Annotated in this window: 27 protein-coding genes; 13 read left to right on the top strand and 14 right to left on the bottom strand. The window is 41.7% G+C overall.

What is annotated here, in order from left to right; genetic code table 11:
- Positions 1-120: 120 nt before the first annotated feature.
- The 5 genes from ACRHOZ_RS10005 to ACRHOZ_RS09985 are packed head-to-tail and all read right to left on the bottom strand — an operon-like array spanning position 121 to position 6127.
- Complete coding sequence (locus tag ACRHOZ_RS10005; RefSeq protein WP_431125222.1) at positions 121-1020, bottom strand: YitT family protein; 900 nt, start codon at positions 1018-1020, stop codon at positions 121-123.
- Positions 1021-1029: 9 nt separating this feature from the next.
- Positions 1030-2442 carry a TolC family protein gene (locus tag ACRHOZ_RS10000; RefSeq protein WP_431125220.1) on the bottom strand — a complete coding sequence of 471 codons (1413 nt, stop codon included), beginning with the start codon at positions 2440-2442 and terminating at the stop codon, positions 1030-1032.
- Positions 2426-3778, bottom strand: a complete 1353-nt coding sequence (locus ACRHOZ_RS09995; RefSeq protein WP_431125218.1) for an HlyD family secretion protein — start codon at positions 3776-3778, stop codon at positions 2426-2428. Before ACRHOZ_RS09995 ends, ACRHOZ_RS10000 begins: the two co-directional genes overlap by 17 nt.
- 4 nt (positions 3779-3782) lie before the next feature.
- Positions 3783-5450: a peptidase domain-containing ABC transporter gene (locus ACRHOZ_RS09990; RefSeq protein WP_431125216.1), complete on the bottom strand. Its 1668-nt coding sequence runs from the start codon at positions 5448-5450 to the stop codon at positions 3783-3785.
- Entirely contained in the window at positions 5447-6127 is a 681-nt protein-coding gene (locus ACRHOZ_RS09985) for a TetR/AcrR family transcriptional regulator (protein ID WP_431125214.1), read from the bottom strand. Before ACRHOZ_RS09985 ends, ACRHOZ_RS09990 begins: the two co-directional genes overlap by 4 nt.
- Positions 6128-6272: 145 nt before the next feature.
- On the opposite strand from ACRHOZ_RS09985, the gene ACRHOZ_RS09980 reads away from it, so the two are divergent.
- From ACRHOZ_RS09980 to ACRHOZ_RS09970, 3 genes are read left to right on the top strand one after another with little or no spacing between them, the layout of a single operon-like run.
- Positions 6273-6614 (top strand): hypothetical protein, encoded by a 342-nt coding sequence (locus ACRHOZ_RS09980; RefSeq protein WP_431125212.1) that lies wholly within the window; start codon positions 6273-6275, stop codon positions 6612-6614.
- Positions 6615-6647: 33 nt separating this feature from the next.
- Positions 6648-7031 (top strand): hypothetical protein, encoded by a 384-nt coding sequence (locus ACRHOZ_RS09975; RefSeq protein ID WP_431125210.1) that lies wholly within the window; start codon positions 6648-6650, stop codon positions 7029-7031.
- A gap of 11 nt (positions 7032-7042) precedes the next feature.
- Positions 7043-7378 carry a hypothetical protein gene (locus tag ACRHOZ_RS09970; protein WP_431125208.1) on the top strand — a complete coding sequence of 112 codons (336 nt, stop codon included), beginning with the start codon at positions 7043-7045 and terminating at the stop codon, positions 7376-7378.
- Here ACRHOZ_RS09970 and ACRHOZ_RS09965 read toward each other — a convergent pair whose 3' ends face one another.
- On the bottom strand, positions 7379-8302 hold the full coding sequence (locus tag ACRHOZ_RS09965; RefSeq protein WP_431125207.1) for a LysR substrate-binding domain-containing protein: 924 nt from the start codon (positions 8300-8302) through the stop codon (positions 7379-7381). It lies immediately after the preceding gene.
- A gap of 81 nt (positions 8303-8383) precedes the next feature.
- On the opposite strand from ACRHOZ_RS09965, the gene ACRHOZ_RS09960 reads away from it, so the two are divergent.
- The 6 genes from ACRHOZ_RS09960 to ACRHOZ_RS09935 all read left to right on the top strand — a co-directional run bounded on the left by ACRHOZ_RS09960 (position 8384) and on the right by ACRHOZ_RS09935 (position 11794).
- A complete protein-coding gene (locus ACRHOZ_RS09960) occupies positions 8384-8620 on the top strand; it encodes a hypothetical protein (RefSeq protein ID WP_431125205.1) in 237 nt (78 codons plus the stop codon).
- A gap of 21 nt (positions 8621-8641) precedes the next feature.
- Positions 8642-8935, top strand: coding sequence for a hypothetical protein (locus ACRHOZ_RS09955; protein ID WP_431125203.1), 294 nt, complete (start codon positions 8642-8644; stop codon positions 8933-8935).
- A 1-nt stretch (position 8936) separates the two neighbouring features.
- Entirely contained in the window at positions 8937-9899 is a 963-nt protein-coding gene (locus ACRHOZ_RS09950; RefSeq protein WP_431125201.1) for a sodium-dependent bicarbonate transport family permease, read from the top strand.
- A gap of 90 nt (positions 9900-9989) precedes the next feature.
- Positions 9990-10553, top strand: coding sequence for a DNA-3-methyladenine glycosylase I (locus tag ACRHOZ_RS09945; RefSeq protein WP_431125199.1), 564 nt, complete (start codon positions 9990-9992; stop codon positions 10551-10553).
- Positions 10540-11124, top strand: coding sequence for a hypothetical protein (locus ACRHOZ_RS09940; protein WP_431125197.1), 585 nt, complete (start codon positions 10540-10542; stop codon positions 11122-11124). Before ACRHOZ_RS09945 ends, ACRHOZ_RS09940 begins: the two co-directional genes overlap by 14 nt.
- Positions 11105-11794: a DUF2490 domain-containing protein gene (locus ACRHOZ_RS09935; protein WP_431125195.1), complete on the top strand. Its 690-nt coding sequence runs from the start codon at positions 11105-11107 to the stop codon at positions 11792-11794. Before ACRHOZ_RS09940 ends, ACRHOZ_RS09935 begins: the two co-directional genes overlap by 20 nt.
- On the opposite strand, the gene aat is transcribed toward ACRHOZ_RS09935, so the two are convergent.
- Genes aat through ACRHOZ_RS09920 form a run of 3 tightly spaced genes read right to left on the bottom strand, consistent with a single transcriptional unit; the run spans position 11783 to position 14242 of the window.
- A complete protein-coding gene (aat, locus tag ACRHOZ_RS09930; RefSeq protein WP_431125193.1) occupies positions 11783-12445 on the bottom strand; it encodes a leucyl/phenylalanyl-tRNA--protein transferase in 663 nt (220 codons plus the stop codon). The two genes, ACRHOZ_RS09935 and aat, sit on opposite strands and share 12 nt — an antisense overlap.
- 36 nt (positions 12446-12481) lie before the next feature.
- Positions 12482-13858 (bottom strand): short-chain fatty acid transporter, encoded by a 1377-nt coding sequence (locus ACRHOZ_RS09925; protein ID WP_431125191.1) that lies wholly within the window; start codon positions 13856-13858, stop codon positions 12482-12484.
- A 6-nt stretch (positions 13859-13864) separates the two neighbouring features.
- Positions 13865-14242 (bottom strand): DUF3127 domain-containing protein, encoded by a 378-nt coding sequence (locus tag ACRHOZ_RS09920; protein ID WP_420401087.1) that lies wholly within the window; start codon positions 14240-14242, stop codon positions 13865-13867.
- 123 nt (positions 14243-14365) lie between these two features.
- Here ACRHOZ_RS09920 and ACRHOZ_RS09915 point away from each other — a divergent pair, with 123 nt between their 5' ends.
- Both ACRHOZ_RS09915 and ACRHOZ_RS09910 read left to right on the top strand, forming a co-directional pair.
- Positions 14366-15514, top strand: coding sequence for a sensor histidine kinase (locus ACRHOZ_RS09915; RefSeq protein ID WP_431125188.1), 1149 nt, complete (start codon positions 14366-14368; stop codon positions 15512-15514).
- A gap of 5 nt (positions 15515-15519) precedes the next feature.
- Positions 15520-15870 carry a hypothetical protein gene (locus ACRHOZ_RS09910; protein ID WP_431125186.1) on the top strand — a complete coding sequence of 117 codons (351 nt, stop codon included), beginning with the start codon at positions 15520-15522 and terminating at the stop codon, positions 15868-15870.
- Here the strand turns inward: ACRHOZ_RS09910 and ACRHOZ_RS09905 are convergent.
- Positions 15863-16255, bottom strand: coding sequence for an HIT family protein (locus ACRHOZ_RS09905; protein ID WP_431125184.1), 393 nt, complete (start codon positions 16253-16255; stop codon positions 15863-15865). The two genes, ACRHOZ_RS09910 and ACRHOZ_RS09905, sit on opposite strands and share 8 nt — an antisense overlap.
- A 75-nt stretch (positions 16256-16330) precedes the next feature.
- Positions 16331-16807 (bottom strand): transcription elongation factor GreA, encoded by a 477-nt coding sequence (gene greA / locus ACRHOZ_RS09900; protein WP_420401091.1) that lies wholly within the window; start codon positions 16805-16807, stop codon positions 16331-16333.
- A gap of 186 nt (positions 16808-16993) precedes the next feature.
- Here greA and ACRHOZ_RS09895 point away from each other — a divergent pair, with 186 nt between their 5' ends.
- Complete coding sequence (locus tag ACRHOZ_RS09895; RefSeq protein ID WP_420401092.1) at positions 16994-17431, top strand: Rieske (2Fe-2S) protein; 438 nt, start codon at positions 16994-16996, stop codon at positions 17429-17431.
- Here the strand turns inward: ACRHOZ_RS09895 and ACRHOZ_RS09890 are convergent.
- Both ACRHOZ_RS09890 and ACRHOZ_RS09885 read right to left on the bottom strand, forming a co-directional pair.
- Positions 17428-18423, bottom strand: coding sequence for a Gfo/Idh/MocA family protein (locus ACRHOZ_RS09890; RefSeq protein ID WP_431125181.1), 996 nt, complete (start codon positions 18421-18423; stop codon positions 17428-17430). The genes ACRHOZ_RS09895 and ACRHOZ_RS09890 overlap by 4 nt on opposite strands.
- A 46-nt stretch (positions 18424-18469) precedes the next feature.
- Positions 18470-20692 (bottom strand): TonB-dependent receptor, encoded by a 2223-nt coding sequence (locus tag ACRHOZ_RS09885; protein ID WP_431125179.1) that lies wholly within the window; start codon positions 20690-20692, stop codon positions 18470-18472.
- A 359-nt stretch (positions 20693-21051) separates the two neighbouring features.
- Between ACRHOZ_RS09885 and ACRHOZ_RS09880 the strand changes: the two genes are divergently transcribed.
- A complete protein-coding gene (locus ACRHOZ_RS09880) occupies positions 21052-23442 on the top strand; it encodes an ATP-binding protein (RefSeq protein WP_431125177.1) in 2391 nt (796 codons plus the stop codon).
- On the opposite strand, the gene ACRHOZ_RS09875 is transcribed toward ACRHOZ_RS09880, so the two are convergent.
- Positions 23417-24763 carry a sigma-54-dependent transcriptional regulator gene (locus tag ACRHOZ_RS09875; protein WP_431125175.1) on the bottom strand — a complete coding sequence of 449 codons (1347 nt, stop codon included), beginning with the start codon at positions 24761-24763 and terminating at the stop codon, positions 23417-23419. The two genes, ACRHOZ_RS09880 and ACRHOZ_RS09875, sit on opposite strands and share 26 nt — an antisense overlap.
- Between the last annotated feature and the right edge of the window lie 14 nt (positions 24764-24777).

Below are 24777 nucleotides of genomic sequence, written 5' to 3'. Positions count from 1 at the left end.
TTGCTTCAAAAATAGTCCCTATAAGAGACTAAAAATCTGATATTTGTCATTGGTTGGAAAATGGACTAAAAACTTACAAGCTTGTTTCAATCCTAAAGAAAGGCAACAATTTTGGTATTGCTAAGAATCGAGGTATCTCTTTTTCACCATACCACCACGGGTATCGTTTATGCTACTCATCACCACAAAGGCCGAGTTGTCAATTTTATCAATCTCGCTGTGTAATTTTCGAATCTCCAAACGGGTGATCACTGTATAAATTACGTTGTACTCATTCTGCTCGCCCTGGCTTCCATATCCGCCCTTTGCTTCATAAATGGTAAGACCACGACCCATTTTCTCCACAATCATTTTACGAATCTCCTCGCTTCTTTTTGAAATAATGGTTACCCCGGTATACTCTTCAATTCCTTCCACTACAAAATCCAGGGTTTTGGAGGCAGCCAAGTAGGTGAGCATGGAATAAAGTGCAGATTCAATGGAAAGTAAATACGCAGCAGCAAGAAAAATGATGACGTTGACCAGAATGATGATATCCCCAATTTTGACACCCCATTTTCTACTCAAAAAAATGGCCAAGACCTCTGTACCATCCAAAACACTTCCCCCTCTGATAGATAGTCCAATTCCAGCCCCAAGGAAGAATCCACCAAAAACAGCCACCAATAATTTATCCTGTGTAACCTCTGGAAATTGGATTAAAACCAAGGTAAGTGCCAACCCCAAAATGGCCACCGCCGTCTTCAAGGCAAATTGTTTACCAATGACCTTGTACCCCATAAAAATAAAAGGCAGGTTAATAAGGACAATCAGTATCCACAAGGGTACAGCGGTCACTTCAGAAACCAACAGAGAAATCCCTGTTACTCCCCCATCTATGAAAACATTGGGCAAAAGGAAACTTTCCAAGCCAAAAGCTGCAGCAAAAATCCCCATCAAAATGAAAAATGTATCCTTCAATAATCGTTTGGAGTCCCCTTTGCTTCCCTGTACTGCCAATATGCTTTTTTTAGGTGCCATGACTAAAATTTATAACTCAATGGGATTGATGGCCAAACTTTTAAAGAGCTTTGCTTTAACATAAAAGAATTTATTCTGTAGTTCATTTTGCTTTAGCTGTGCGTCAATCAGTTTGCTTTCCCTTGAATTGATCAAGAATACGGAACTTTCCCCAACCGAGAACTTTCTTTCCTCCGCATTCAGCAGACTCACATAGTTGGTAACGATGTCCACTATGAGTTGATTCTGCAAGACGTAGGAATCCAGCTCTTGATATAATGCGGTAATCTTGTTCAATAGCTCCACTTGGGCATTGTCCCGCTCAAATTGTACGTCCCTCAGCTTGAATTTTGCAAGCTTCAATTCTCCTCTTTCCTTTCTTAGAAAGAGTGGGAATCTAAAGGTCACGCCACCTTTAAAATCATCCGTGATAAACGAATTGATCTGTTTCGGTGATTCCGTCAAAAAATTGTATTCCACATCCAATTTAGGCAACAATTTGTTAGCCTTCAAACGCTTATCCACTTCAATTCCATCAATCTTGAATTCAAGCGAACGTAACTTGGGATGGTTTTCCAAGATCAAACTATCCAATCCTTGACCCGCAATTTGTAATGTTGCATCAATTTTTGAGGCTACCCGAACGTCCGGAATAACTTCGGGTTGCAGTTCAACAGGAACATCATTGATCCACAGAAAATTGGATAATGTCAAGGAAGCTTTCATAAGTTTCACCTTGGCCTGCTCCCGACCCAAAACCCGATTTTGAAGCCCAATTTTGGCTTCAACGGTGTCAATTATGGCCATATCTCCGGCCATAGCCCGCCGTTTAATACCATCCAACCTCACATCGGCATTTCTTACAAAATCATCATAGACATTATAGTCCAAATAAGCCCTTAACCAATCGAAATATGCCAAGGAAGCCTTGTACAAAATTCCGTTCACCTGAAGATCTTGGTCAGCCTTGGATTGCTCCCTGAAGAACTTGGCCTTACGCAGGGTGGCCATACGATCATTGATCCAAAATCCCTGACCCAAAGACATGGATATCCCAGCACTGTAAAGTCCGTCCATGGGAACGCTTTCATCCGGATTTATAAAGATACCTTCGTTTTGCTCGTAATTTCCTTTAAGCTCAATTCCAAACCAAGTTGGAATCTTGAAGGTGGTATTTAAACGATCCCAATATTCCGTGCCCTTGAATTCCTTTTTATCATAATCCACTTCAATTTTAGGGTCAAAACCACCTCTTGCACGCATTAAATTGGCCTCACCTATGGCAATATTCAACTGCGCCTGCTTGGCAATGGGATGGTACTTTTTCACATACCCCAGATACTCTCCAAAATCGAGCACGGGATTATACTCTTGGGCTTGGGCGCCAAGGGTGAAAAACAGGCAAATCCACATATAAAATTTAGGACTATTTTTTACCAGCATCGGCAACATTGTTTTGCGGTTGATAATAATTGGGTGGGAATCCATTGAGCTGTCTCCATAATTCGAACCAGATGGGCACATCATTCAAAAGGGCAATGGTGTTGGCTCCAGAGCCTACGCGTAAAGCCTCTGGCCATTCTCCGTCCTCATTGTCAGGGGCCAGAAGCACCCTGTATTTGCCATTGTCACTGATAAAAGTCTCAATGGCCACCACCTTACCTCCAAAGGTCCCGAAGGAAACATCGGGCCAACCGTTGAACACAATGGCAGGCCAGCCGTCGAACTGTATTCTTACCTTTTCCCCAATATGGATCAAAGGAAGATCTATGGGTTCCACAAAGGTCTCCACGGCCATGTCATATTGCGCGGGCATAATGCCCACCAGCCGGTCCCCTTCCTTAAAGGTCTCCCCAATTCCAGATTGCAAAGCTTTATTGATGAATCCGCTTTGGGGTGCCCTGATGTACATCATGCTATTACGGATTTCATAATTGGTATACTGGTTTTCAAGCTTGGTCACCTGCGCTTCGGAATCAAACTGATTGGATTGGGCTGTGAGCATATCGCTCCTTGCCTTGGAAATTTTGTCCGTGTACTCCACTTGCACTCTGTTGATCTCAACTTGGGTGTTGATGACCTCATTCTTGCTGGTCAAAAGCTTGTTCTCCTGGGAGATCAGCTTGGCCTGGGTCTCCTGTAATTTCAACCTTTTTTCCTCCACATCGGTCAGTGCTTTTAGGCCCTCCTTTTCCAGCTCGGCTATTCGGTTGTACTGACGCTCGGCAATGGCAATATTGGTTTTGGCCGCCTCCAGATCTATGCTATCGCTCTGCACCTTTAGCCGGGATTGCACCAATTTATTTTGAGCCTGTTTCAATTTCAGTTGACGCTCTGTACTAAGTGCGGCAATTTGCTGGTTCAGGGCTTTTACCTTTTCCTGATAGGATGTAACCGCCATGGATTTTGCCTTGATCTGCTTACCTGTTCGCGCCACCAAATTGGGATCAAAGTACTCGCTCTTGACTTCGGAAATATGAAGAATTGTATCTCCTTTTTGCACAAAATCCCCTTCCTGTACATACCATTTCTCAATACGGCCTGGTATAGGCGACTGGATGGTTTGCGGACGTTGATCTGGTTTTAAGGTGGTCAAATATCCCTTTCCTGATATGGTCTGCGTCCAGGGCAGGAACATTACGATCAAGGTTATAATGGAGAATACGGCCAGCAAGCGGTTGAAATGCTTGTTGTGCTTTCTTCCAAAGACTTTTTGGGCAGCCTTGTATCCACTCAAATCTACCTTTTCGTTTAACTTGTTGGGTGATATATTTAGCATGCTTCTATCTTTCGTTGATCAATTTTCCTTTTTCCATGGTGATGATTCTGCCACATCGCTGTGTCCATTTTGGATTTTCACTTACAATGACCAAGGCCCATCCATTCACTGGATCTGTTAAGAAATCCATTATTTTTTCCGCCTCTGCTTCACCAAATTGGTCCAGTGGGTCTTTGAGAACCAATAATTTGGGTTTTCTAACTATGCTTCGGGCCAAGACTATCTTTTTGGAAACGGCATAGGGAATCTGCCGCCCTTCCGGATAAATGATGGTATTCAATCCTTGGGGCTGTTCCTTGACAAACTGGGTCAAACCTGTATTTTCAAGAGCCCAATACACATCATCCCTACTTATGGATGAATTCCCAAAAGTGATGTTGTTCAATAAAGTGCCCTCAAATGGACTTTCTTCACTGAGGGATTGCCCTAAATGTGATCGATAATAATTGAGGTTCATTCCCTGCAAGGCCACATTGTTCACAAAAACTTTTCCTTCGTCAGGCTCCAAAATACCTGCAATCAAGCGAAGTAATGTTGACTTTCCAGACCCACTGGATCCCTGAAGTAAAATGGTGCATGACGGGGTTATGGTCATGGAAACATTGTCCACAATCTTTTTGTCCCTTTCCGGAACATTATAGGACACTTCATCCAATTCCAAAACAAAGCCCTCATCTTCGCCAAAAGGTTTCTCCCCGGTTTGTGGCTCCAATTCCTTGTCCACAACTTGCCCCAATTTTTCCAAGGAGGTCAGTAAATCGTAAAAGGTCTCAAGACCCAAAATCATTTTTTCCACAGAACTGATCACCAAAATGATGATGATCTCAGCGGCAACAAATTGACCGATGTTCATTTCCTGGTTCAATACCAGTAATCCTCCTATCAACAATAATCCTGCGGTAACCAGTACCTTAAATCCTATCATTTGGATAAACTGTAGGACCAATACCCTAAAATGTCCTTCCCTGGCATCCAAGTAATCTGCCACCAAAGTGTCGTTCTTGTCAACGGCATGAGTGGTTTTCCCTGAAAGTTTAAAACTTACCAGGGATCGGGCAATTTCCTGAATCCAGTGAGCAACTTTGTACTTGTTTTTTGATTCGTCCAAGCTGGTATCAAGACCCCGTTGCGCCGTAAATTTGAAGACCACATAAATCAGCAATACCAAAAGCAGACCATAGAGAATAAAAAACGGGTGGTAGAACGAAAGCAGCAACAAACCAAATACAATCTGAAGTAAGGCGGCTGGAAAATCAATAAGTATTTTGGACAATCCTTTTTGAACGGTGAGGGTATCAAAAAAACGGTTGGCCAACTCCGGCGGATAGTAATTCCTGAGTTCGTTCATCTTAATTTTTGGGAATCTGTAGGCAAATTCAAAAGAGGAACGGGTAAAAATCTTTTGTTGTACGTTCTCTATGATACGCATCTGCATTAACTGTAAGGTACCTGCAAAGGCCACACCCAGGGTGACCAAAATCACCAGAACAATCCACGAGGTGCTCACCTGTGCTCCCTGGATCAAATTGATAATGGCCTGAATCCCCAACGGAAGTGATAGGTTGACCACCCCGGCAAATATGGCGTAATAAAAAACTTGAAGTATGTCCTTTTTATCCAATGCCAGTAACCCCATTAGGCGTTGCCAGGCGGTTAGAACTTTTTCTGTCATGCTTTAGGCGTTAAAGTGCGGAAAACTAAATCGGTAAAATATTGCGTGGGGGTAACATTGTCATCACAATCTGTAAGATTGGGAAAATGCTCCTTTAAGAAATACTGGTGCAATGACCCCTCCAAAATGGTGCTAGCCAAACTTGAAGGGTAGGGATATTCCATATCCACTGTGATAATCATTTCGTGTAAACGTTGTACCAATCTTTTATAAATAACAAAGTAGCCCTCCTTGTTTTCCTGATCCACCTCCTTGGTCAAATAGGATTTGGAGTACTCATTGATTACAATCTTATTGAGCAGCACCTCATTGACATGTGAAAAGGTGACATCCTCTTTAACGGTTTGGGTTAGGATTTCAATAGCCCTTCTTAATTTCTCTGTAGGATTAGGGATGCCATTGGTGGCAAAGACCATTTTATATTCCAACCAACCCCAATACCAAGAAGCCAAATAGAGCAGTAATTTGTGTTTGTTCTCAAAGTACCGATACACCGAGCTTTCATTGGATTGAATTTGCTCCCCAAGTTTTCTGAAGGTGAAACTTTCAAATCCCATTTCATGAATCATTAAAATACTCCGCTCCACGATTCTTTTTCCCAAATCCGAAGATTCAGGGTCCTTTAGATAGATTTTCTCGTTTATTCCAATTTTGATTGATTGCATTAACCGCTCCATAAGCTTTGCATTATTTGATATTGATTCCAAAAATAAAAGTAATACTATTAAATTATAATCGTTTAACACTCTTTAACAATAGTGTTTATGTTTTTATGGCGATTAATTCTATCTTTAACTTGAAAAAAATGGGAAATAAATTGCTATGAAAAGATTATTACCTTTAATAAGCCTGCTTCTTTTTGGTTATGCTGGCAGTGCACAGCAAAATCAATTTAATATGCAGGTAATGCACTTTACTGAAAGTCGTGGAGATTTTGAACATGGGAAGCTGTTGGAAATCCCTTACTCCAAAATGGTACTTGTGGAGAATTCCTTGAATTCTTCGTCGGGATTTGGTTTACAGCTCAATTTCCACGGACATCGAGTAACCGTGGATCAAATGGAAACCATGGCTGACGGGAGTGTTCAAGTGGTTTTGCGGCGGGAAGACGGTAGAAATTTTTACGGTTTTAAACCTACCATCAAAGCCATTTTGGTACGTTAGCACGGCTAAGAACTAATTGTAAATCTGACTGATATGAAACAATTTATTTGCACTTTGGCCTTCACATTTATTTGTGTGGGCATGCAAGCTCAAGAACGGTATGTGGATCAAATTGAAATTGGCGATGAGATTATTCTGGGAAATCCTTCGGGCAGCCACTACAAATTTGTGGATGTTCCCCGTAAGAACTTTATCATCAAAAGAGGGGGCATTGCAGATTTGTCAACCTTAAACAAAACCACCGTTACCGTCACCGAAATTTTTAATGGTAAGGAGCCCAAGGTGACTTTCAAGCGCAAAGACGGCAAGAAGTTTTTTAGAATTTACAAAACCATGACTGCTGACTTTGACAAGGCTGTAGCTTCTGGAGAATTAAAGATGATCCCAGAAAAGGGCAAAGCGGCTATTGTACGTTAAAGGGTTATCCTATGATGAAAAAGTGGCAGAAATTGTGGTCCAAATCCAGTTCAGATGGGATTGAGGACAAGGCAAATACGTCCCATCTACTGATTGATGGACAGTTTTCTCCACTTGAGGCAGCGGATATTCTGCTTTCATTGCTTAATGACAAGATCAAGTTCCACTCGGTTCAAATGCTAAACGCAATGGACCCGAGCTCCGAAATCTATGTCAATTCCGAAAAACGCATTAAAAAGCTTAGGGAAACCAAGCAGGAAATCACGGAATTAATTCTAAAAGCAAGAAAAGAAGGTCAACATTTAAAAATCTATAGCACCATACAAATCACCAATTGTACACCTTGACTAGTATTTCTCAAACCAGTCAAAATCGTTATTAATAATTTTGGCCTTCTCTTTTTCCAAATAATCCAGAAAGGCATGGGCCACTGGAGATAGTTTTTTGGATGCCAGCCAAACCAAATTCCAGGTCGTTTTAATAGGCAAATATCTTTTGGGGAAAATCTTCAATGTACCTTCCTTTAGTTCATTTTTTATCCCGATCAGTGGCATAATGGAACAGCCCAAACCTGCTATTACAGCTTGTTTAACCGCCTCGTTGGAGGTAAGTTCAATACGTTTGCCCACCATAGTTTCTGATTTTTGCAAGTATCCTTCCATTGCGGCACGTGTGGCCGATCCGGGCTCTCTAAAAATCAAAGGCGTATCCTTGACGAACATTTTTTTTGAAAGCAATATTTTTTGGTAATGATTGGGGTTGGCCACGAGATACAACACATTTTTCATCAAACTGGCCTTATTGAGCTTTAGGTGATCGGGCAAGACTGAAACCAGGGCAAAATCCACTTCATTGTTTTCCAAGCTTTGAACCACCCTTGATTTGTTGGTCACATCCATAACCAAATCCACTCCAGAATTGGCCTTCATGAATCCCGATAGGAAATAGGGCATTACATATTTCCCTGTAGAGACCACGGAAATTTTGAGTCTCCCTGCCAATCTCCCCTTAAAGGATTGCATTCTATAGTTTATTCCGTCCACTTCTTCCAAAATACGCTCTGCCGAATGTGCGATCTCCTTTCCAAAATCCGTGATGAAAAGTTTCCTGCCAACTACTTCGGTGAGGGGAATTGGAAATTGTTCTTGAAAATTTTTCAGCTGTATGGATACTGCTGGTTGCGTCAAATAAAGTGCCTCCGATGCCTTTGTAATGCTTTGTTTTTCAACAATTTCAGAGAATATTCGAAGTTGATGCAAGGTATAATTCATAAATTATATTTATGTATTTCATAATAAATATAAATAAAAATATATTTATTTAAACGCTAACCTTTGCAAAAAAAATTAGACATGCTTTACAAACTCACCCAAGTTCAAAAGTTGGAATCCCAAAAGGAGATTTCCAACAGCAAACAAAGGTATTACCCGCTTTACTACGCCATCACAGGTTTTATGTTTGGTGGTATCCTAGTGTTATCCGCACTTAACGATTTTCTCTTTTTTGGCTGGCTGGCCATTTCCATGTCCATCGTGTTTGGATTAATGTCCATCCATATGCTGGGAGAAAGTCAAACCAAAAAATCATAATCAAATTTTAAAACAGAAATCATGGAAACATTGGTAAAAACAGATCAAAAAATCCAATTGGTCGATGGAAGCTTTACAGCCTCTGAGGCTTTGGATGTAATCACTTCGTTGTTGGACGAAAAAATCAATTTTCACAAACTTCAACGAATTTCCTGGTGCGAAGGTGATCGGGACGCCAATACCAATTATCCTGACGGCAGGATTCAAGAATTGGAAAGGGAGAAAGTCATCGCAAAAGACTTTATCAACAGTGTCCGAAGCGAAGGAAAAAGATTGAGAATCGACGGAATCCTAAACATCACATTGGAAAACTAATATGGACCTACATCTGCTTTTGGACAATCTGACGAATCCAGCATTATTGTTCTTCTTCTTGGGCATTATAGCCGTTCAACTTAAAAGTGACTTGGAAATTCCTCCCAACTCCTCCAAATTCATTTCCTTGTATCTGTTGTTCGCCATCGGCTTTAAAGGGGGGCTGGAATTATCCCACAGTCAATTTAGCATGGAAATTGTTTGGTCCCTGCTATTTGGAATACTGTTGGCCATTTCAGTCCCTGTTATTGCCTATTTTATTTTAAGACGAAAGTTTAGTGTTGAAAATTCAGGTGCCATTGCAGCTGCTTATGGATCTGTTAGTGCGGTCACTTTTGTGACCGCAATTTCCTTTTTGGAGTTGGAAAACATCTCCTTTGGTGGGCACATGGTGGCCGTTATGGCACTCATGGAAGCCCCATCCATCATCATTGGGGTACTACTTATGGCCTTCTTTAAAAAAGGGAACAAAAAAGAAAGCAATTTTGGGAAGGTTTTACACCATTCCATTACCAACGGCAGCGTACTACTTATTATGGGTAGTTTGGCCATTGGTTTCTTGGCCAATGAACATCAAGCCGAAGGGATAAAACCGTTTACCACAGATATTTTCAAAGGATTTTTGGCCGTATTCCTTCTGGATATGGGAATCACCAGTGGTAAAAAATTGACCTCCTTTTTAAACAAAGGATGGTTTGCACTGGTTTTCTCTATTGGACTTCCCATTATCAATGGTTGTATGGTTGCATGGTCCAGTCAGTTCATCACGGAAAGTATTGGCAATCGATTTTTATTTGCCATCCTTGCCGCAAGCGCTTCCTATATAGCGGTGCCCGCAGCCATGCGGATTGCTGCTCCAAGGGCCAACCCAAGTCTTTATGTTCCCATGGCCCTGGCCTTGACCTTTCCCTTTAACATCACATTGGGCATGCCCCTATATCTTTTCGTTATACAATTGTTTTAAAATCCACTGGTGAAACAAATCTTGTTTTACGCCAGCTTTACTTTCCATAAAAAAAATCAATTTCCCCTATCTTTAAACAAAAACCTATTTATGGCTAAACATCGATGTGGTTGGTGCGAAGGGGATGAGCTGTACGAAGCCTACCACGATCAGGAATGGGGCACTCCAGTTAAGGATGACCCTACACTCTTTGAGTTTTTGGTATTGGAAACCTTTCAGGCGGGACTGAGCTGGATTACCGTTTTGAGAAAACGGGAAAACTTCAGAAAAGCCTTTGACCAATTTGATTACGAACAAATTGTCCGGTACAACCAAGATAAAATTGATGAACTCTTGGCCGATTCCGGAATCATCAGAAACAAATTGAAAGTCCACGCAACGGTATCCAACGCAAAAGCCTTTATGGACGTTCAGAAGGAATTTGGAAGCTTTAGTGCCTACATTTGGGGATTTGTTGATGGGAAAGCCATCAAAAACAAATGGAACAACTACAAAGATTGCCCTGCTACAACCCCACTTTCCGACGCCATAAGCAAGGATTTGAAAAAGCGGGGATTCAAGTTTGTTGGAAGCACGGTAATTTATGCTTTTATGCAGGCCACAGGAATGGTCAATGATCACGAGATGGGTTGTTTTAGATATGAAGAAGTCTAGACTTATTTTGCTCACTATTTTCTTGGCCGCGGCCTTAAAGCTGTCTGGCCAGGGTAAATATGAGCAAGAAACCAGGATTCCGAGAGCACAATTTCCGTCCAATTCGCTTGAATTGGTTTCCCCTTATCTAGAAGATGCAAAAAGAGTACGGTTTTATCACGAGCAGGATAGCACCAAAAGAAGCTATGAGGTAAAATTTAAAAACCGAAAACTCCACTACAGCATAGAATTCAATGAACAAGGACTTTTGGAAGATGTTGAGTTTATCATCCAAAAAGGGGATATCCCGGATAACAGTTGGAACAACATGACCAATCAGTTGACTTCCAAATTCAAAAAATTCAGAATCAAAAAAATACAGCAGCAGTATCCTTGCAAGGATCGGGATTCCAAAAAAGTAATGCAACAGGCATTTCAGAATTTGATTTTATCCTACATCAATTACGAATTGGTTTTTGCTGCCAAGGACAAGCAACAATTCAAGACATATGAAGCTTTGTTCAATTCAGAAGGAACACTGTTAAAGTTACGTCAATCATTCACATCCAACTATGACCATATCCTCTATTAAATGGCCTATTGGATTGGTGCTTTGTCTGTTGCCCTTGCTATCTTGGGGGCAAGGGGAATTCACTGGATTCTGGCAACCTCAAATGGCTATCAATTATAAGGTTTCTGGAACCTATTCCCATAATCTCTCCTTGGCACACCGTATTTATTTTGTGGACGAAGGCGAATCTGGGTTCAGGGGCCGACATTTGGATTTGGTACATTTTTCCAAATTGGAGCTCAGTGATAATCAGAGTATTGCCCTTGGCATCCAGTATCGTTACAGGGATTTATTTGAGCAAAATCCCAACGAGCTAAGACTCGTGCAACAATTTAATTTTACCCAAAAGCCTTTAGTAGTTCGTTTTGGACATCGTTTCCGATCGGAACAGCGAATCACCAAATTAATGACCATTCATCGTTTCCGTTATCGATTTGCAGTGGACTTTCCTTTAAAGGGTGAAAAATTGAATCTAGGAGAGCCTTTTCTAGTTGTCAGTTTAGAAGGTCTGGCCAGTTTTGCCAAAAGTTCTTCCCCGGAATATGATGCCCGTGTCACAAGTCAATTGGGCTGGAAGTTTGATAAAGGTTTTAAACTACTTGTGGGCACACAATATCGAGCTGAAAACTATACGGCTAAACAACCGGACCATATCTTATTTCTGCTCACAGGTGTGCAATTATCCCTTTAGGCGGTCCATAAAGTCCGCCCTGGAAATGAGTTCTGCGCCAAGGCTTTCCAAATGGGGTGTATGCACTTGACAATCTATAAGTTTGTAGTTTTTTGTTAGACATTCCTCTGCCAATTTTACGAAGGCAAATTTGGAAGCGTTGGAGGTTAGGCTGAACATGCTTTCTCCACAAAACACATGACCCAAATCCACGCCGTATAGTCCGCCTACAAGGGTGTTTTCCTGCCAGACTTCCAAAGATCGGGCAATACCTCTTTGAAATAGTTCCATGTATGCCGACTTCATATTTGGGGTAATCCAGGTTCCTTCCTGGTCCTTTCGTTCCACTTGGGCACAATTATCCAAAACCTGTTCAAAACATTGGTTCTGTGTTAAGGAAAATTGCTGGCTCCGCATGACCTTCCGCATACTCTTGGACACTTTTACCTTTTGGGGGAAGAGTACCATTCTTGGGTCGGGGCTCCACCAGAGAATCAGCGCATCCTCATTGAACCAAGGAAAGATGCCATTCTTATAGGCCAATAGAAGACGTTCAGGGGATAAATCCCCACCTACGGCCAAAAGACCATCAGAACTGGCCATCTGGACGGGCGGAAATTCCAATTGGTCACCCAAAAAGTGTAATGGGATGTTGATTCCATCCTTTTCCATTTTCCAAAGCAGTTTTCTATAAATTTAATGAAAAGTTTACCAGATCAAAAGTCCTGCAATATAGATTAGGGATCCTACAAACATGAAGATTAGGGTATAGGGAAGAATCTCCTTGGCCTTCAACTTGGTAATTCCCAACAGCGGTAGCGCCCAAAAGGGTTGTAGCATATTGGTAACCTGATCTCCATAGGCCAAGGCCATTATGGCTTTGGGCAAGGGTACACCCAATTGCAGGGCAGACTCCAGAACCAATGGTCCCTGTACAGCCCATTGACCTCCTCCGCTTGGCACAAAAATATTGACAAGGCCTGCACTGAGAAAGGTAAATATGGGAAGTGTTGTTTCTGTACTAATGGATACAAAAAAGTCGGAAATCCCATTGATCATTCCACTGTTGGCCATAATCCCCATAATTCCAAAATACAAGGGAAACTGTATCAGAATTCCAGTAGTATCCCCGATGGCTTCTTCAATCGCATTTAAAAAGCTCTTAAAGCTTCCATGCAAAATTATGGCTAAGCCCAACATAAAAAAGTTGAGCATATTAGGGGTAATGTTCAATTTTCGAAGGGCCGGAAAGTATTGAATCAAAAAGGTCAGTAAAATCAAAATACCGAAAATAGAAGCTGCTATTCTGGAATAGTCCAACTTTTCTGCCCCTTCCAAATTCTCCTTTTGGATGGACTGAAACTTATATTCCTTCAGGTTCATTACGGTAGGTTTGGCTTTTTTCCCTAGATAATAAACAGTCAAGGTTATGGCTGTCACTACCAAGACGAACAGGGCTAAGTTCCACGGATTAAAAACTGTACTTGAGGTTGAAATCAATTCTGGTAACTGGTCAAAAAGTGCATTGTCCGAAACATTTTGCATCAACTCCCTCAGATGCCCAGCTTCGGATACTTTTATAGGGGCGGATCCGCTAATGCCCCCATGCCAAATCATTAATCCACCATAGCCTGCGGCCCCGACCAAAGGATAATTGATGGGAATATTGTTGGCCTGGGCGAACTCACCCACTTTTCTTGCCAAAATGGCCCCAAAAATGAGCCCAAGTCCCCAGTTAAAAAAAGCAACCAGCATGGTAGGAAGAGCTACCAGAACCGCGGCATTGGAAGTAGAGGTGACCAGTTTGGTAATCCGAAGGATGAGTCGCTCCATAGGTTTGCTCAACACCAACACATGGCCCAAAACCAAAATGAGCATCATTTGGTATGCAAACACCAAAAGCCCATTGTTCCAAACACCGTCTTCCCAATAGGATAGAATAGCCACTATGTGACTCCCCTCTGAGCGGTTCTCTGTAAAGCAAAAGGCCAAGACCATGGTAAGCATGGTCAACAGAATGGCAATGGTGAACGGCGACGGTAAATACCGTCTAAACATACGTTCTATTACCTGGGTAAGTGCCAAAATGGTTTAGAATGGCAAATCGTCGTGATCTTCCTCGTTTAGGTCATCGGCAGGTTCAAAAGCCTCCATGGGTGGTACTGGTGGCATATCGGCAGAAGGTTGGGCAGCTTCCAAGTTTTCTATTCGCCATCCTTGAATGGAATTGAAATATTTGGTCTCTCCCTGGGGATTTACCCATTCCCTTCCTCTTAGATTGATACTGATCTTCACTTGCTGTCCAACACTATAGTTGTTCAGTAAATCGCATTTATCCTGAACAAATTCCACCAAAATATGCTGAGGATATTGTTCTTCCGTGGTTATTACAATTTCTCTTTTCCTAAAACCGTTATTACCGTAGGTTTTGGTTTCATCAATCATTTTTATTCTACCCTGAACTTCCATATATGCTATTTTCAATAAGCCCCAAAAATACATAAAATGCCTTCCAATAAAAACGACCAAGCATACCGAACTATCAACAAATTCTCACTTTTCTCCTATCTTTAATCAGAATTCCACCAAAGCATGAACTTCAGCCCCAAAAACAAAGCGTCCAACATCACCCTCTTGATTTCCGCTTTTGTCATTGTAAGTCTCATCCTGTGGAACACCAATAGTTTTTTCAAAAAATTTAAAGAGGAAGAACGACTTAAAATGGAGATTTGGGCCACTGCCCAATTGGAGCTCATTCAATCCTCGGTAGACCAAGAATTGGGGAATCTTACCCTAAAGGTTATGGGGAACAACACTTCCACTCCCATGATTTTGGTAAATGAGGAAGGGTCTATCAAAACACACAATATTGCCCCAGAAAGGGCATCAGACAGTGCCTACATCCAACGAAAAATTAGGCAATTTGCCAGTGAAAACGAACCTATCCACATTGTCCAGGAAGGGGAACTTTTGGAAACTTTATACTATGGAAATTCGGAGGTGTTGAACAAGCTCAAGTATTACCCCTTGGCCCTATTACTGATCATTTTCCTGTTCGGAGCGGTCATTTTCTTCTTTTTCAAGACCAACAAGGCCTCGGAACAGAACAAATTGTGGGCGGGAATGGCCAAAGAAACAGCCCACCAAATCGGAACTCCACTTACCTCGCTTTTGGGGTGGAACGAACTATTGAAATCCGAGGATATCAATCCCGACATTACCAAGGAAATTGAAAAGGACATTATCCGTTTGCAAACTATTACGGAGCGGTTTTCCAAAATTGGATCTACCCCTGAATTAAAAGAACACGATATTGTATCAGAAACTGAAAAAGCTTATCAATATCTTAAGCGAAGAAGCTCCAAGTTGGTTCATTTTGATTTTACTTCAGAGATTGAAAAGCTTCCCGTGATGTTGAACCCTCCACTCTACAATTGGAGCATTGAAAATTTGGTGAAAAACGGAATAGATGCCATGAAGGGTAAAGGGAGCATCAGTATTCAAATTGAACAGAAGGGTCAATACGTACACGTTTTGGTCTCGGATACCGGACATGGGATTCCAAAAAGCGATTTCCAGAATATTTTTAATCCGGGTGTAACTTCCAAAAAGAGAGGCTGGGGCCTAGGGCTTTCTTTGGTAAAAAGAATTGTGGAAGAATACCACAAAGGAAAAATTAAAGTATTTTCGTCAAGTAAAGAAGGAACAATAATGCAAATTTCCCTCAAAGCAAATGTTTAGATGCCATGGCAAAAGAAAAACAAATTGCGATAAAGGAAGCTGAAATTACCAACAACTGCCCCGAATGTTTTAACCAGCAGCTTAAGCTTACCTTCTATCAGAAGCATACGTTCAATCCATTTTTTCATAGGACCACGGATGTGGTTAGCCATGAAATAAAATGTAAGAAATGTTACTCCATTATCTATCCCGTTAACTGGACAGAGGATATTGAGAGGGTGTTTGACTATTACAACAAACTGGTTCAACCCGACCGGCCCCAGGTACGATTCACCACCCTATTCTATATACTTCTTATTTTGATCTTGGCCTTAGTAGTCGGTGGATTCTATTTGAGAATGGAGGGACTTATTTAAGGGCGCCACTAATTTGTTCGGCTACCTTTTCAAACTCTTCAGGAGTCAAGGATTCCTTATATTGGAAGGTTGCATTTTTCATGCTTTGCAATGGAATTAGATGTACGTGTACGTGGGGCACTTCCAACCCAATAACGCTCATGCCTACCCTTTCGCAGGGAACCACCGCCTCAATGGCCTGGCCCACCTTTCTGGAAAAAGCCATGAGTTTTAGGTAGGCTTCCTCATCTAAATCCAACAATCTATCCACTTCTTTTTTAGGCACGCACAAGGTATGGCCTTTGGCATTGGGGTTGATATCCAAAAACGCAAAATTGTCTGCGTCCTCGGCAATTTTATAGCAGGGAATCTCCCCATTGATGATTTTGGTGAAAATACTGGGCATTAGGTTTGGTTTTGTTTGGTTTGAAATAAAAATCCCATCAATGGACGGGATTAAAATTATACAATTAAATGTGTTTTATTCTCGGGTGATTTCCAAAATATCAAACTTTAACGTTCCATTGGGTACTTGGATTTCGGCCACTTCCCCAACAGACTTCCCCAGTAACCCTTTCCCTATGGGTGAGGTTACTGAAATCTTACCTGCTTTCAAATCGGCCTCACTTTCAGCGACCAAGGTATACTTCATCTCCATTCCATTGGTCTGATTCTTGAGTTTTACTGTGGACAAAACCAAAACCTTGGAGGTATCCAATTGGGATTCATCTATCAAGCGGGCGTTGGACAAGGTTTCTTCCATTTTGGAAATTTTCATCTCCAAAAGTCCTTGGGCTTCCTTGGCTGCATCATACTCAGCGTTTTCAGACAAATCTCCTTTGTCCCTAGCCTCAGCAATAGCCTGTGATGCCTTGGGGCGCTCCACATCTTTAAGGTGGTTTAGTTCTTCCCTAAGTTTTTTTAATCCCTCAGCTGTATAGTAAGATATTTTACTCATATCGTCATTTTTTAATGCAAAAGAACATTTGAGGAAAATGTGTTTATTTTCCCAATGCGCTTTTTCGGTACAAATACAAAAAATCCTCAACTGGAACTATGTCAAGCATAGTTTTTGCGAGGATTTAACGCAAATATAGGCAATTTTTGCCCAATTTTGCCGCTGTAATACCATGAAATCCACGCTATGAAGTACATCTGGGGCTGTCTTTTGTTATTTTTCCTAATCTCCTGTGAATCTGATCCCACCAACCGAAATCCTTATTTGCAAGAGGTCAATTTTCGGTTTGATCTGAATCTAAATTTGCCATTGTATAATAACCTGAATACTATTGGCAATCCTGTTTATGTAGGAAATAACGGAGTGGGGACACGGGGAGCTTTTGTAATGCGCACCGGACTGGACACTTTTTTTGCTTTTGAAGCCAGCTGTCCCAACCACACTCCAAATAGTTGCTCCACCATGACCATCGACGGTCAGAATGTGACCTGCTCTTGCGAAGATTTCACCTATAGCCTATTCACAGGCCAGCAATTGAACAGACCTGATGACGGCACCCGCTATTATGATCTTCTGTTCTATAGGGCCACACAAAGTGGAAACGTTGTGACAATATCCAACTAATTGCCCAATATTTTATCCATGACCCAGCTGGTGTGAAGTCCAGAATTTCCTTGGGATGGGTGTTGCCCCAATCCCATAAGGTGATCCTGAATGTTTTGGACGTGGTATTGTTGTACGTGCTCGGGGTTGGGTATTTCCAATGCTGTCTTTTCAGACCCGCATTCCAGAACCAATGGGGCCTCATCCAACACAGCAAAAGTGATTTTTCCTTTGGAACCAAAAATTTCAACCCTGTCTTCCCTGTGATGCGAGGCAAAGTTCCAAGCTCCAGTCCCTGTAACTCCATTTTCATGAACCCAACTACCTGCTATACTGTCATGGGCGCTATACAATCCCTGTTGATTAGCCGCAAAGCCTTGTGCACTTTGAATGTTTCCCAAGAGATGTACAAATAAATCCAACCCATGGCTAGCCAAGTCATCAAAATAGCCTCCTGGGGCTACCAGCTTATCCGTTCTCCAATTGTATGTTCCATTTAAATCCACTTCTGATGGAGGTTTGGTCTTTTGCCAATGAATATGTCTTACCTCCCCAATCTTTACTTCATCCAACCATTGCTTTATCTGATTGAACCTGGGCAGCGATCTTCGGTAATAGGCAATAAATAGAGGCAACCCTTTTTCCTCAAATGCCTTATAAATGGCCAAGCTGTCCGCGTAGGTTGGTGCCATAGGTTTTTCAATACAACAAGGTTTCCCCGCCTTGGCAACCAAAAGAGCGTATTCCTTATGTGAATCCGGAGGGGTTGCAATATACACGGCATCCACTTCTGGACTTTCTATCACCTCTTGGGCATTGGTAGTATAATGCGGAACATGATGTCTGCCGGCATAGTCCTCCACTTTGTCGGCGTCCCTACGCATGACCATGGCCACTTCAAAATCTTTGGCCATTTGATAGGCTGGAACACTTTTTTTCTCGGCCACGCCACCGCAGCCAATCACACCCCATCGAATGGGGGTCTTATTGAAAAATGAAAGGGATTCTGTCATGATCATAAATGTACAGAATCCCTTTCTCAATTGTATTTAGTTCTTTTTAGAAATTCACCGTGGCTCCCAACAAAAAGTTGATACCTGCTTGTGGGTAAAAACCAGCCCCTTCTATAGTTGTAATGGTTCCAGGATTGGAAAAGTCGTCATCGTAAGTAAAGAAATACCCGTTGGAAACAATATCGGCATCAAAAATATTGTTCACCAATCCAGAAAGCACAATGCTCTTCACAAAGGAATTGGTCTCGATCACGTATTGGATATTCAAATCTGTTTGGGTGTAGCTGTCCAGCTCCGATGTCTCAGAATCGATATTTCCCATATACTGTTTCCCTACAAATTTGCTCAGTAAGGACAGCTGAAGCTCCTCCGATGGCATAAAGGCAAGGATGTTACCTGCTAAGATATTCGGAGAATAGGCTATTTTGGTGTTCCCCAAATCTTGTATCACCCCATCTCTTTGGAAAACAAAATCCACATTTCTGTTATCGCTCAAAGCAATGTTGGGTCTGAGGGCCCATTGATCGCCCAACGCTATGTTAGCATCCAATTCCAAGCCCAAACGGTAGCTGTCCCCAACATTGGCCCTCAAAGGTGCCCCTACATCGTTCAATTCACCTGTAAGCACCAATTGATCTTTGTATCGCATGTAGTATGCATTGGCATTCAACTGAAAGCTGGGCGAAACATAGCGCCACCCCAATTCAAAATCGTTGAGCTTTTCCGGTTTTGGACTTCCATTTTCATAATCGTTCCGGTTGGGTTCCCGGTTTGCCCTTGCATACGACAGGTAAAAGTTGTGGTTTGGGTTTAAATCGAAAGTGATCCCTGCTTTTGGGTTGAAAAAGTTGAAGGTATCATCCACTAAACCAGTATCTTCTCCATTGGCTTCATATCCTACTCCCCTGTATTGGACATCTCCAAAAACGGACCATTGGGAATCCAATTTATAATTGGCCTTTACGTAGGTATTAACATCCGTTTTGGTCGAGTTGTCATCGTAATAGCGATCCCTGATGCCGCTATTCCCAGCAAACCTGGCCCAAATGACCTCACCAAAATGGTCTCCTTTATACACATTATATCCTCCTCCAATGATAAGATTTAGATTTTCGTTTTGGTGATTCAACGACACAACCGTTCCATAAAAATCATTGTCCAACCATCTTCTTCGGATCAAATCCGTGGTGTTTACTGTTTCTCCATCCACAGTAATGGGTTCAAAACCATAGGTATCAAAGTCGTCATCTTCTTTAAACTGTTCAAAATAGCCTCTGCCACGTGTGTAGTGCAAACCAATATTGGCGTTCCATCTTGGGTTCAATCTTTCGTTCCAGTGCAATTGAAAATGGTCTTGCTTGTAATTATCTTCTTCCCGATCATAAAATTGGGTCACCCCATTCTCATCGGTATACATTCCAGCAGGATTGAAAGTCCTGTTTGAATTAAGTGTGGCTTCATCTATCCCGAACCAAGCTTGGTAGGTGACCTCGTGCCCTCCGAATAGCAAGGCCTTGATCAAGGTATTATCATCCTTGTATGCCCCTTGAAGAAAGTACGAATCGAGCTCAGAACTTGCCCTGTCTATATAACCATCTGAAGTAATTCTGGACAACCGACCAGAAAGTTCTATGTGCTCATTAATAAGTCCAGTACTGAATTTGACATTGTTTCGCAGGGTGTTGAAACTTCCAATGGACGAAGATATTCTACCATAGGCTTCTTCTGAAAATGCATCGGTAAGAATGTTCAAACTTGCACCAAAGGCACCCGACCCATTGGTTGATGTTCCGACTCCGCGTTGCAATTGCAAACTTTCCGTAGAAGAGGCAAAATCGGGCATATTCACCCAAAAGGTGCCATGCGATTCGGCATCGTTGTAGGGTACTCCATTGATGGTTACGTTTACCCGGGTAGCATCACTTCCCCTTACACGAATACCTGTATATCCCACCCCGGCTCCAGCATCTGAAGTGGTTACAACAGCAGGGAGGTAGTTCACTAAAATAGGAATGTCCTGTCCCAAGTTTCGTGGTGCAATCTCTTCCTGATCCAAATTGGAAAACGTAATGGGAAACTCCTTGGTGACCCTAACGGCCTGTACCAACACTTCATCGAGGACGATTTTTTTCCCTTTCAGGGAATCTGTTGGGTTTTGTTGTGCACTTGCGGAAAGTGCCAGCCCAAAAAGGGCCAAAGTTGAAAATAGTGTTTTAGCACAGCGCCGTATGTGTTTTTTTGGCTGTCGCTTTGAACAAAATGGTTTCATCCGTAAAAAATTTTACGAATAAAAGGGGCCATTATTCTGGTTAACAATTGATTTGTGTTTCTAAAGAAACATAGAAATTCCAAGATGCGCTAAGCGCAATCCCTTGGCAGCATTACCCGCCCAGGTTCATTGGGTATAATCTCAGCCTTTTAAAAAAGCACCCCTTTGAGATGGCACAAATGTAGTACCTCCAACTAAGTTATCATAGTAAAAAAGTAACATAATTAACACTTTTTGAAGAACGGGAGCGACCCAATTTTCCGTATATAATAAGGTAATGCCTTGGAATGTCCCCAAAGTCCAAAAATAGATTCACATTAAAGCTCTTATCCGGTTATATTATATTGGGTAGTCTAATCGTGTTAGGCGCCTTTTTTATCTATTCCGAGTTTAATACCTATTTAGATTCACAACCAAAGGAAGTCGGCGATGATAAATTATTCCACACCAATCAACTGCTAACCGCGCTTTATGAGGCCGAGAACTCATCCAAACTGGCTCTACAGGACAAGAAAAGGAGCACATTTCTTTCTTATGCAAAAAAAGTAGATTCCATTTTGATGATATTGGAGGATCTTAAGGGGTTGATCCAGAAAGATCTTCAAATTAAAAAACTGGACAGTGTCCAAGACCTGCTTCAACAAAAAGTCTACAACAATGCTGAACTGCGGAAACTAAAGCAACAGGAAAACGATCAAGCACCCATTGACTCCTTGCTTATGGCATTGGGCCGATTGGAAATGGATTTGGGCAGAATTACCCCCGAACAATTGGTTCCCAATTTTCACCAACTTCCCCCAGCCACGCAAAGGTCAATTAAGGACTATGTTGCCATTCTCAACCGAAACATTCCACGAACCAGATCAGAAGCGACCGAAAAATCCAATGTGGATTCCATTCTCGATTTTTCCAAAACCATCCTGCACAAGGCCAAGAAAGAGCATTCAAAAATCGAGCGTTCATTGCTTCACAAAGAGCTCCAAATCCAAAGGAATGATCTGGAACTTTCTAGAAAACTTAGAGAGATCATTGCCTCCTTTGAACAGGATATATTCCAGGATGCCCAAAATGAGAACCTGGGAAGACAGCGAATGTTAAGGCGAAGTACGCAATGGGCTTGGGTCGTGGGCCTGTTAGGTCTGATTACGATCTTACTTTTTACTTTTTTGACTGCCAATGATTACTGGAAAGTCCAATTGTACCGTGAACGACTGGAAAAAGAAAAAAAATGGTCAGAATCCTTGCTAAGGAGCAGGGAACAGCTTATTGCCACTGTAAGCCATGATCTACGATCGCCATTGACTACCATTAAAGGCTATACGGAACTATTGCAACAAGAATCGGAAAACCCATTGCAGCTGGATTACTTCAAACAATTAAAATCAGCTTCCGATTATGTGGAACATCTCACCAACGACCTGTTGGATTTTTCCAAACTGGAGGCCGGAAAAGTGGAGATTGAAAACAAACCTTTTAGTCCCGCTACTCTCTTGAGGGAAGTAATCCAGGGATTTAAAGGTCTTGAAACTTATAAAAATTTGCCTTTGTTATTGGAATTGGATGAATCAACGTCAAGACCACTGGTTGGGGATTCTTTTCGAATACGTCAAATACTGACAAACCTCATAGCCAACGCCCTTAAATTTACGCACGAGGGCCATGTGTCCGTTAAAGCATTTTTAGCCATTGAAAAAGATAAAAGCTATTTGAAAATTCAGGTAATCGATACTGGGATTGGAATTGATAAAGACCAACTGAAATCTATTTTTGAGGAATTTGTTCAAGCAGATCACGATCAGGCCCATAAACATAGCGGATATGGTCTTGGTTTGACCATCTCCCAGAAATTGGCTCTTCTCATGGGCGGTACATTAACAGCTAAAAGTGAAGTGAACAAAGGCAGCATTTTTACGCTTAAGCTGCCTTGGAAACCAAGTCTCAAAAAAATTGAGCCGAACAAAAAAACACTGGAGCTTCAAAATGGAGAAACGATTCGTTTAGTGGTAATTGACGACGATGTAACACTTTTGTCCCTTATTTCGGAAATCTGTAAAATTCAAAAAATTGAATGCACTACGTTTTCATCATTTAGTGCATTTAGCATGGCTCCTCCCGTTGATTATACCCATATCTTGACTGATATTGAGATGCCCGAGGATGACGGATTTTCAATAGTAAAGGCCCTTAAGGGTGGACATATTAAGAGCTATAGTGGTCAACCTGTTATCGCCATGACAGGGCGTAGGAATCTGGACCACAAACAATTTAAAACAGCTGGGTTTAGCAAAGTATTGCGAAAACCATTTTCCAATCATCAGTTATTGGAAGTCCTGTTCCAACTTTCCAACTCCAATTTGCAAGATTTTGGTACGCCTACAAGAGTGCAGGCAAACCCTAAGAATCTATTTAGTACAGATCGAATCAACTCTTTTGTTGATGATGACAAAGCGTTGCATGAAGTGCTTACAACATTTTTGGAAGAGACCCATGAAAACCTTGAACATTTAAACAATGCCTCCTTAAAGAAGGACCTCAAATCCATTGAAAACATTGGCCATAAAATGCTTCCCATGTTCCATCAGCTGGAGATTTATTCCATGCTTCCAATCTTGGAAGCATTGGAACGGGCAGAATCTCATTATTCTGTGGCGGAATTGCAGGAAGTAATAACCACTTTGAAAACGGAATTCTTGCTGGTGAAAAAACAAATGCAAGCCTATTTGGTCACACTTTCAGCTGATACCGTTTAATTTTATTATACAATGTTTTGCGGGTCATTTTAAGAAGTTTGGCCGCCTCGCTTTTATTGAAATTGGTTTTTTTCAATACTCGGAGGATCAAATCCTTCTCATATTCTTGTTTGGAGAAATTCTCCTCCTTCCGTTGCAAATCAGTTGAAAACAAAGTTTGCGGCAAAGCACTTTCCTGGATTAATCCCTCTTGAGTGAACAGCACCGAACGCTTGACCACATTTTTAAGTTCCCGAAGATTCCCTGGCCAATGGTATTGGATCATCCTTTGCCTCACCGTCTCTGAAAAACCCTCAATTGTTTTTCCAAGTTCCGAATTGGCAAGCTTCAAAAAGAAGTTGGCAAATAAGAACAAGTCCTCGCCACGACTATGCAAAGAAGGTATGGTCAGTGTAAACTCATTTAACCTATGCAACAAATCTTCCCTGAAATTTCCTTGGCTCACCGCTTCGGTCAAATCCCTGTTGGTTGCGGCCAAAATCCGTACGTCAATTTGAATTTCCTTGGTACTGCCCACCCGCTTAATTTTTCGCTCTTGAATTGCCCGTAGCAATTGAATTTGGTTTTCATAGGACAGATTGCCAATTTCATCCAAAAAAAGGGTTCCTCCATTGGCTGCTTCAAAAAAACCAACTTTATCTTCGATCGCCCCGGTAAAGCTGCCTTTCACATGTCCGAAAAACTCACTGGATGCCAATTCCTTGGGTATAGCACCGCAGTCTACAGCTATAAAACTTTTACCTTCCCTGGCACTGGATTTATGAATCGTCCTAGCAGTTACTTCCTTGCCCGTGCCGCTTTCCCCTATAAGCAAAACCGACATATTTGTAGGGGCTACCAAGGAAATGTACTGTTGCAATTTCAATGAAGCCTCGCTTTGGCCGGTAAGGTGCACTGGATCATACCTCAACACAACTTCGTTGTGTCTTTTCAATGAAATTGAAGCCTTCTCCTTTACATGATTGGCAGCTAAAGCTTTCTGAATAACCTCCAACATCCGATCAGGAGTAAATGGTTTGGCCAAATAATCGAACGCCCCTTTTTTGATGGCCTTCACCGCAGATTTTACTTCTGCGAAATTGGTCATCAAAATTACCTGTGTATGTGGATGTCTCTTTTTTATTTCGGACAAAAAGGAAACCCCGTCCCCTTCCGGAAGTCTAACATCGGAAAGAATAAGATCAAAATTATCTTGATCAAGAGCGGACTCAGCTTCCTTTAAGTTGGAGCTTGGGGTAACATCAAAATGATGTCTGGCCAAAAACTTTTGTAGCATTTGGCTAAATGCAGTGTCATCTTCAATGATTAAGATTTTGGGCATATCTCAGTATCTGA

It is taken from the genome of Flagellimonas flava (assembly GCF_050617915.1).
In the GTDB taxonomy this organism is placed as follows: Bacteria; Bacteroidota; Bacteroidia; order Flavobacteriales; family Flavobacteriaceae; genus Flagellimonas; species Flagellimonas flava_A.
Note: the sequence above shows the minus strand (reverse complement) of the source record. Positions and strands in the feature narration are given on the sequence as shown.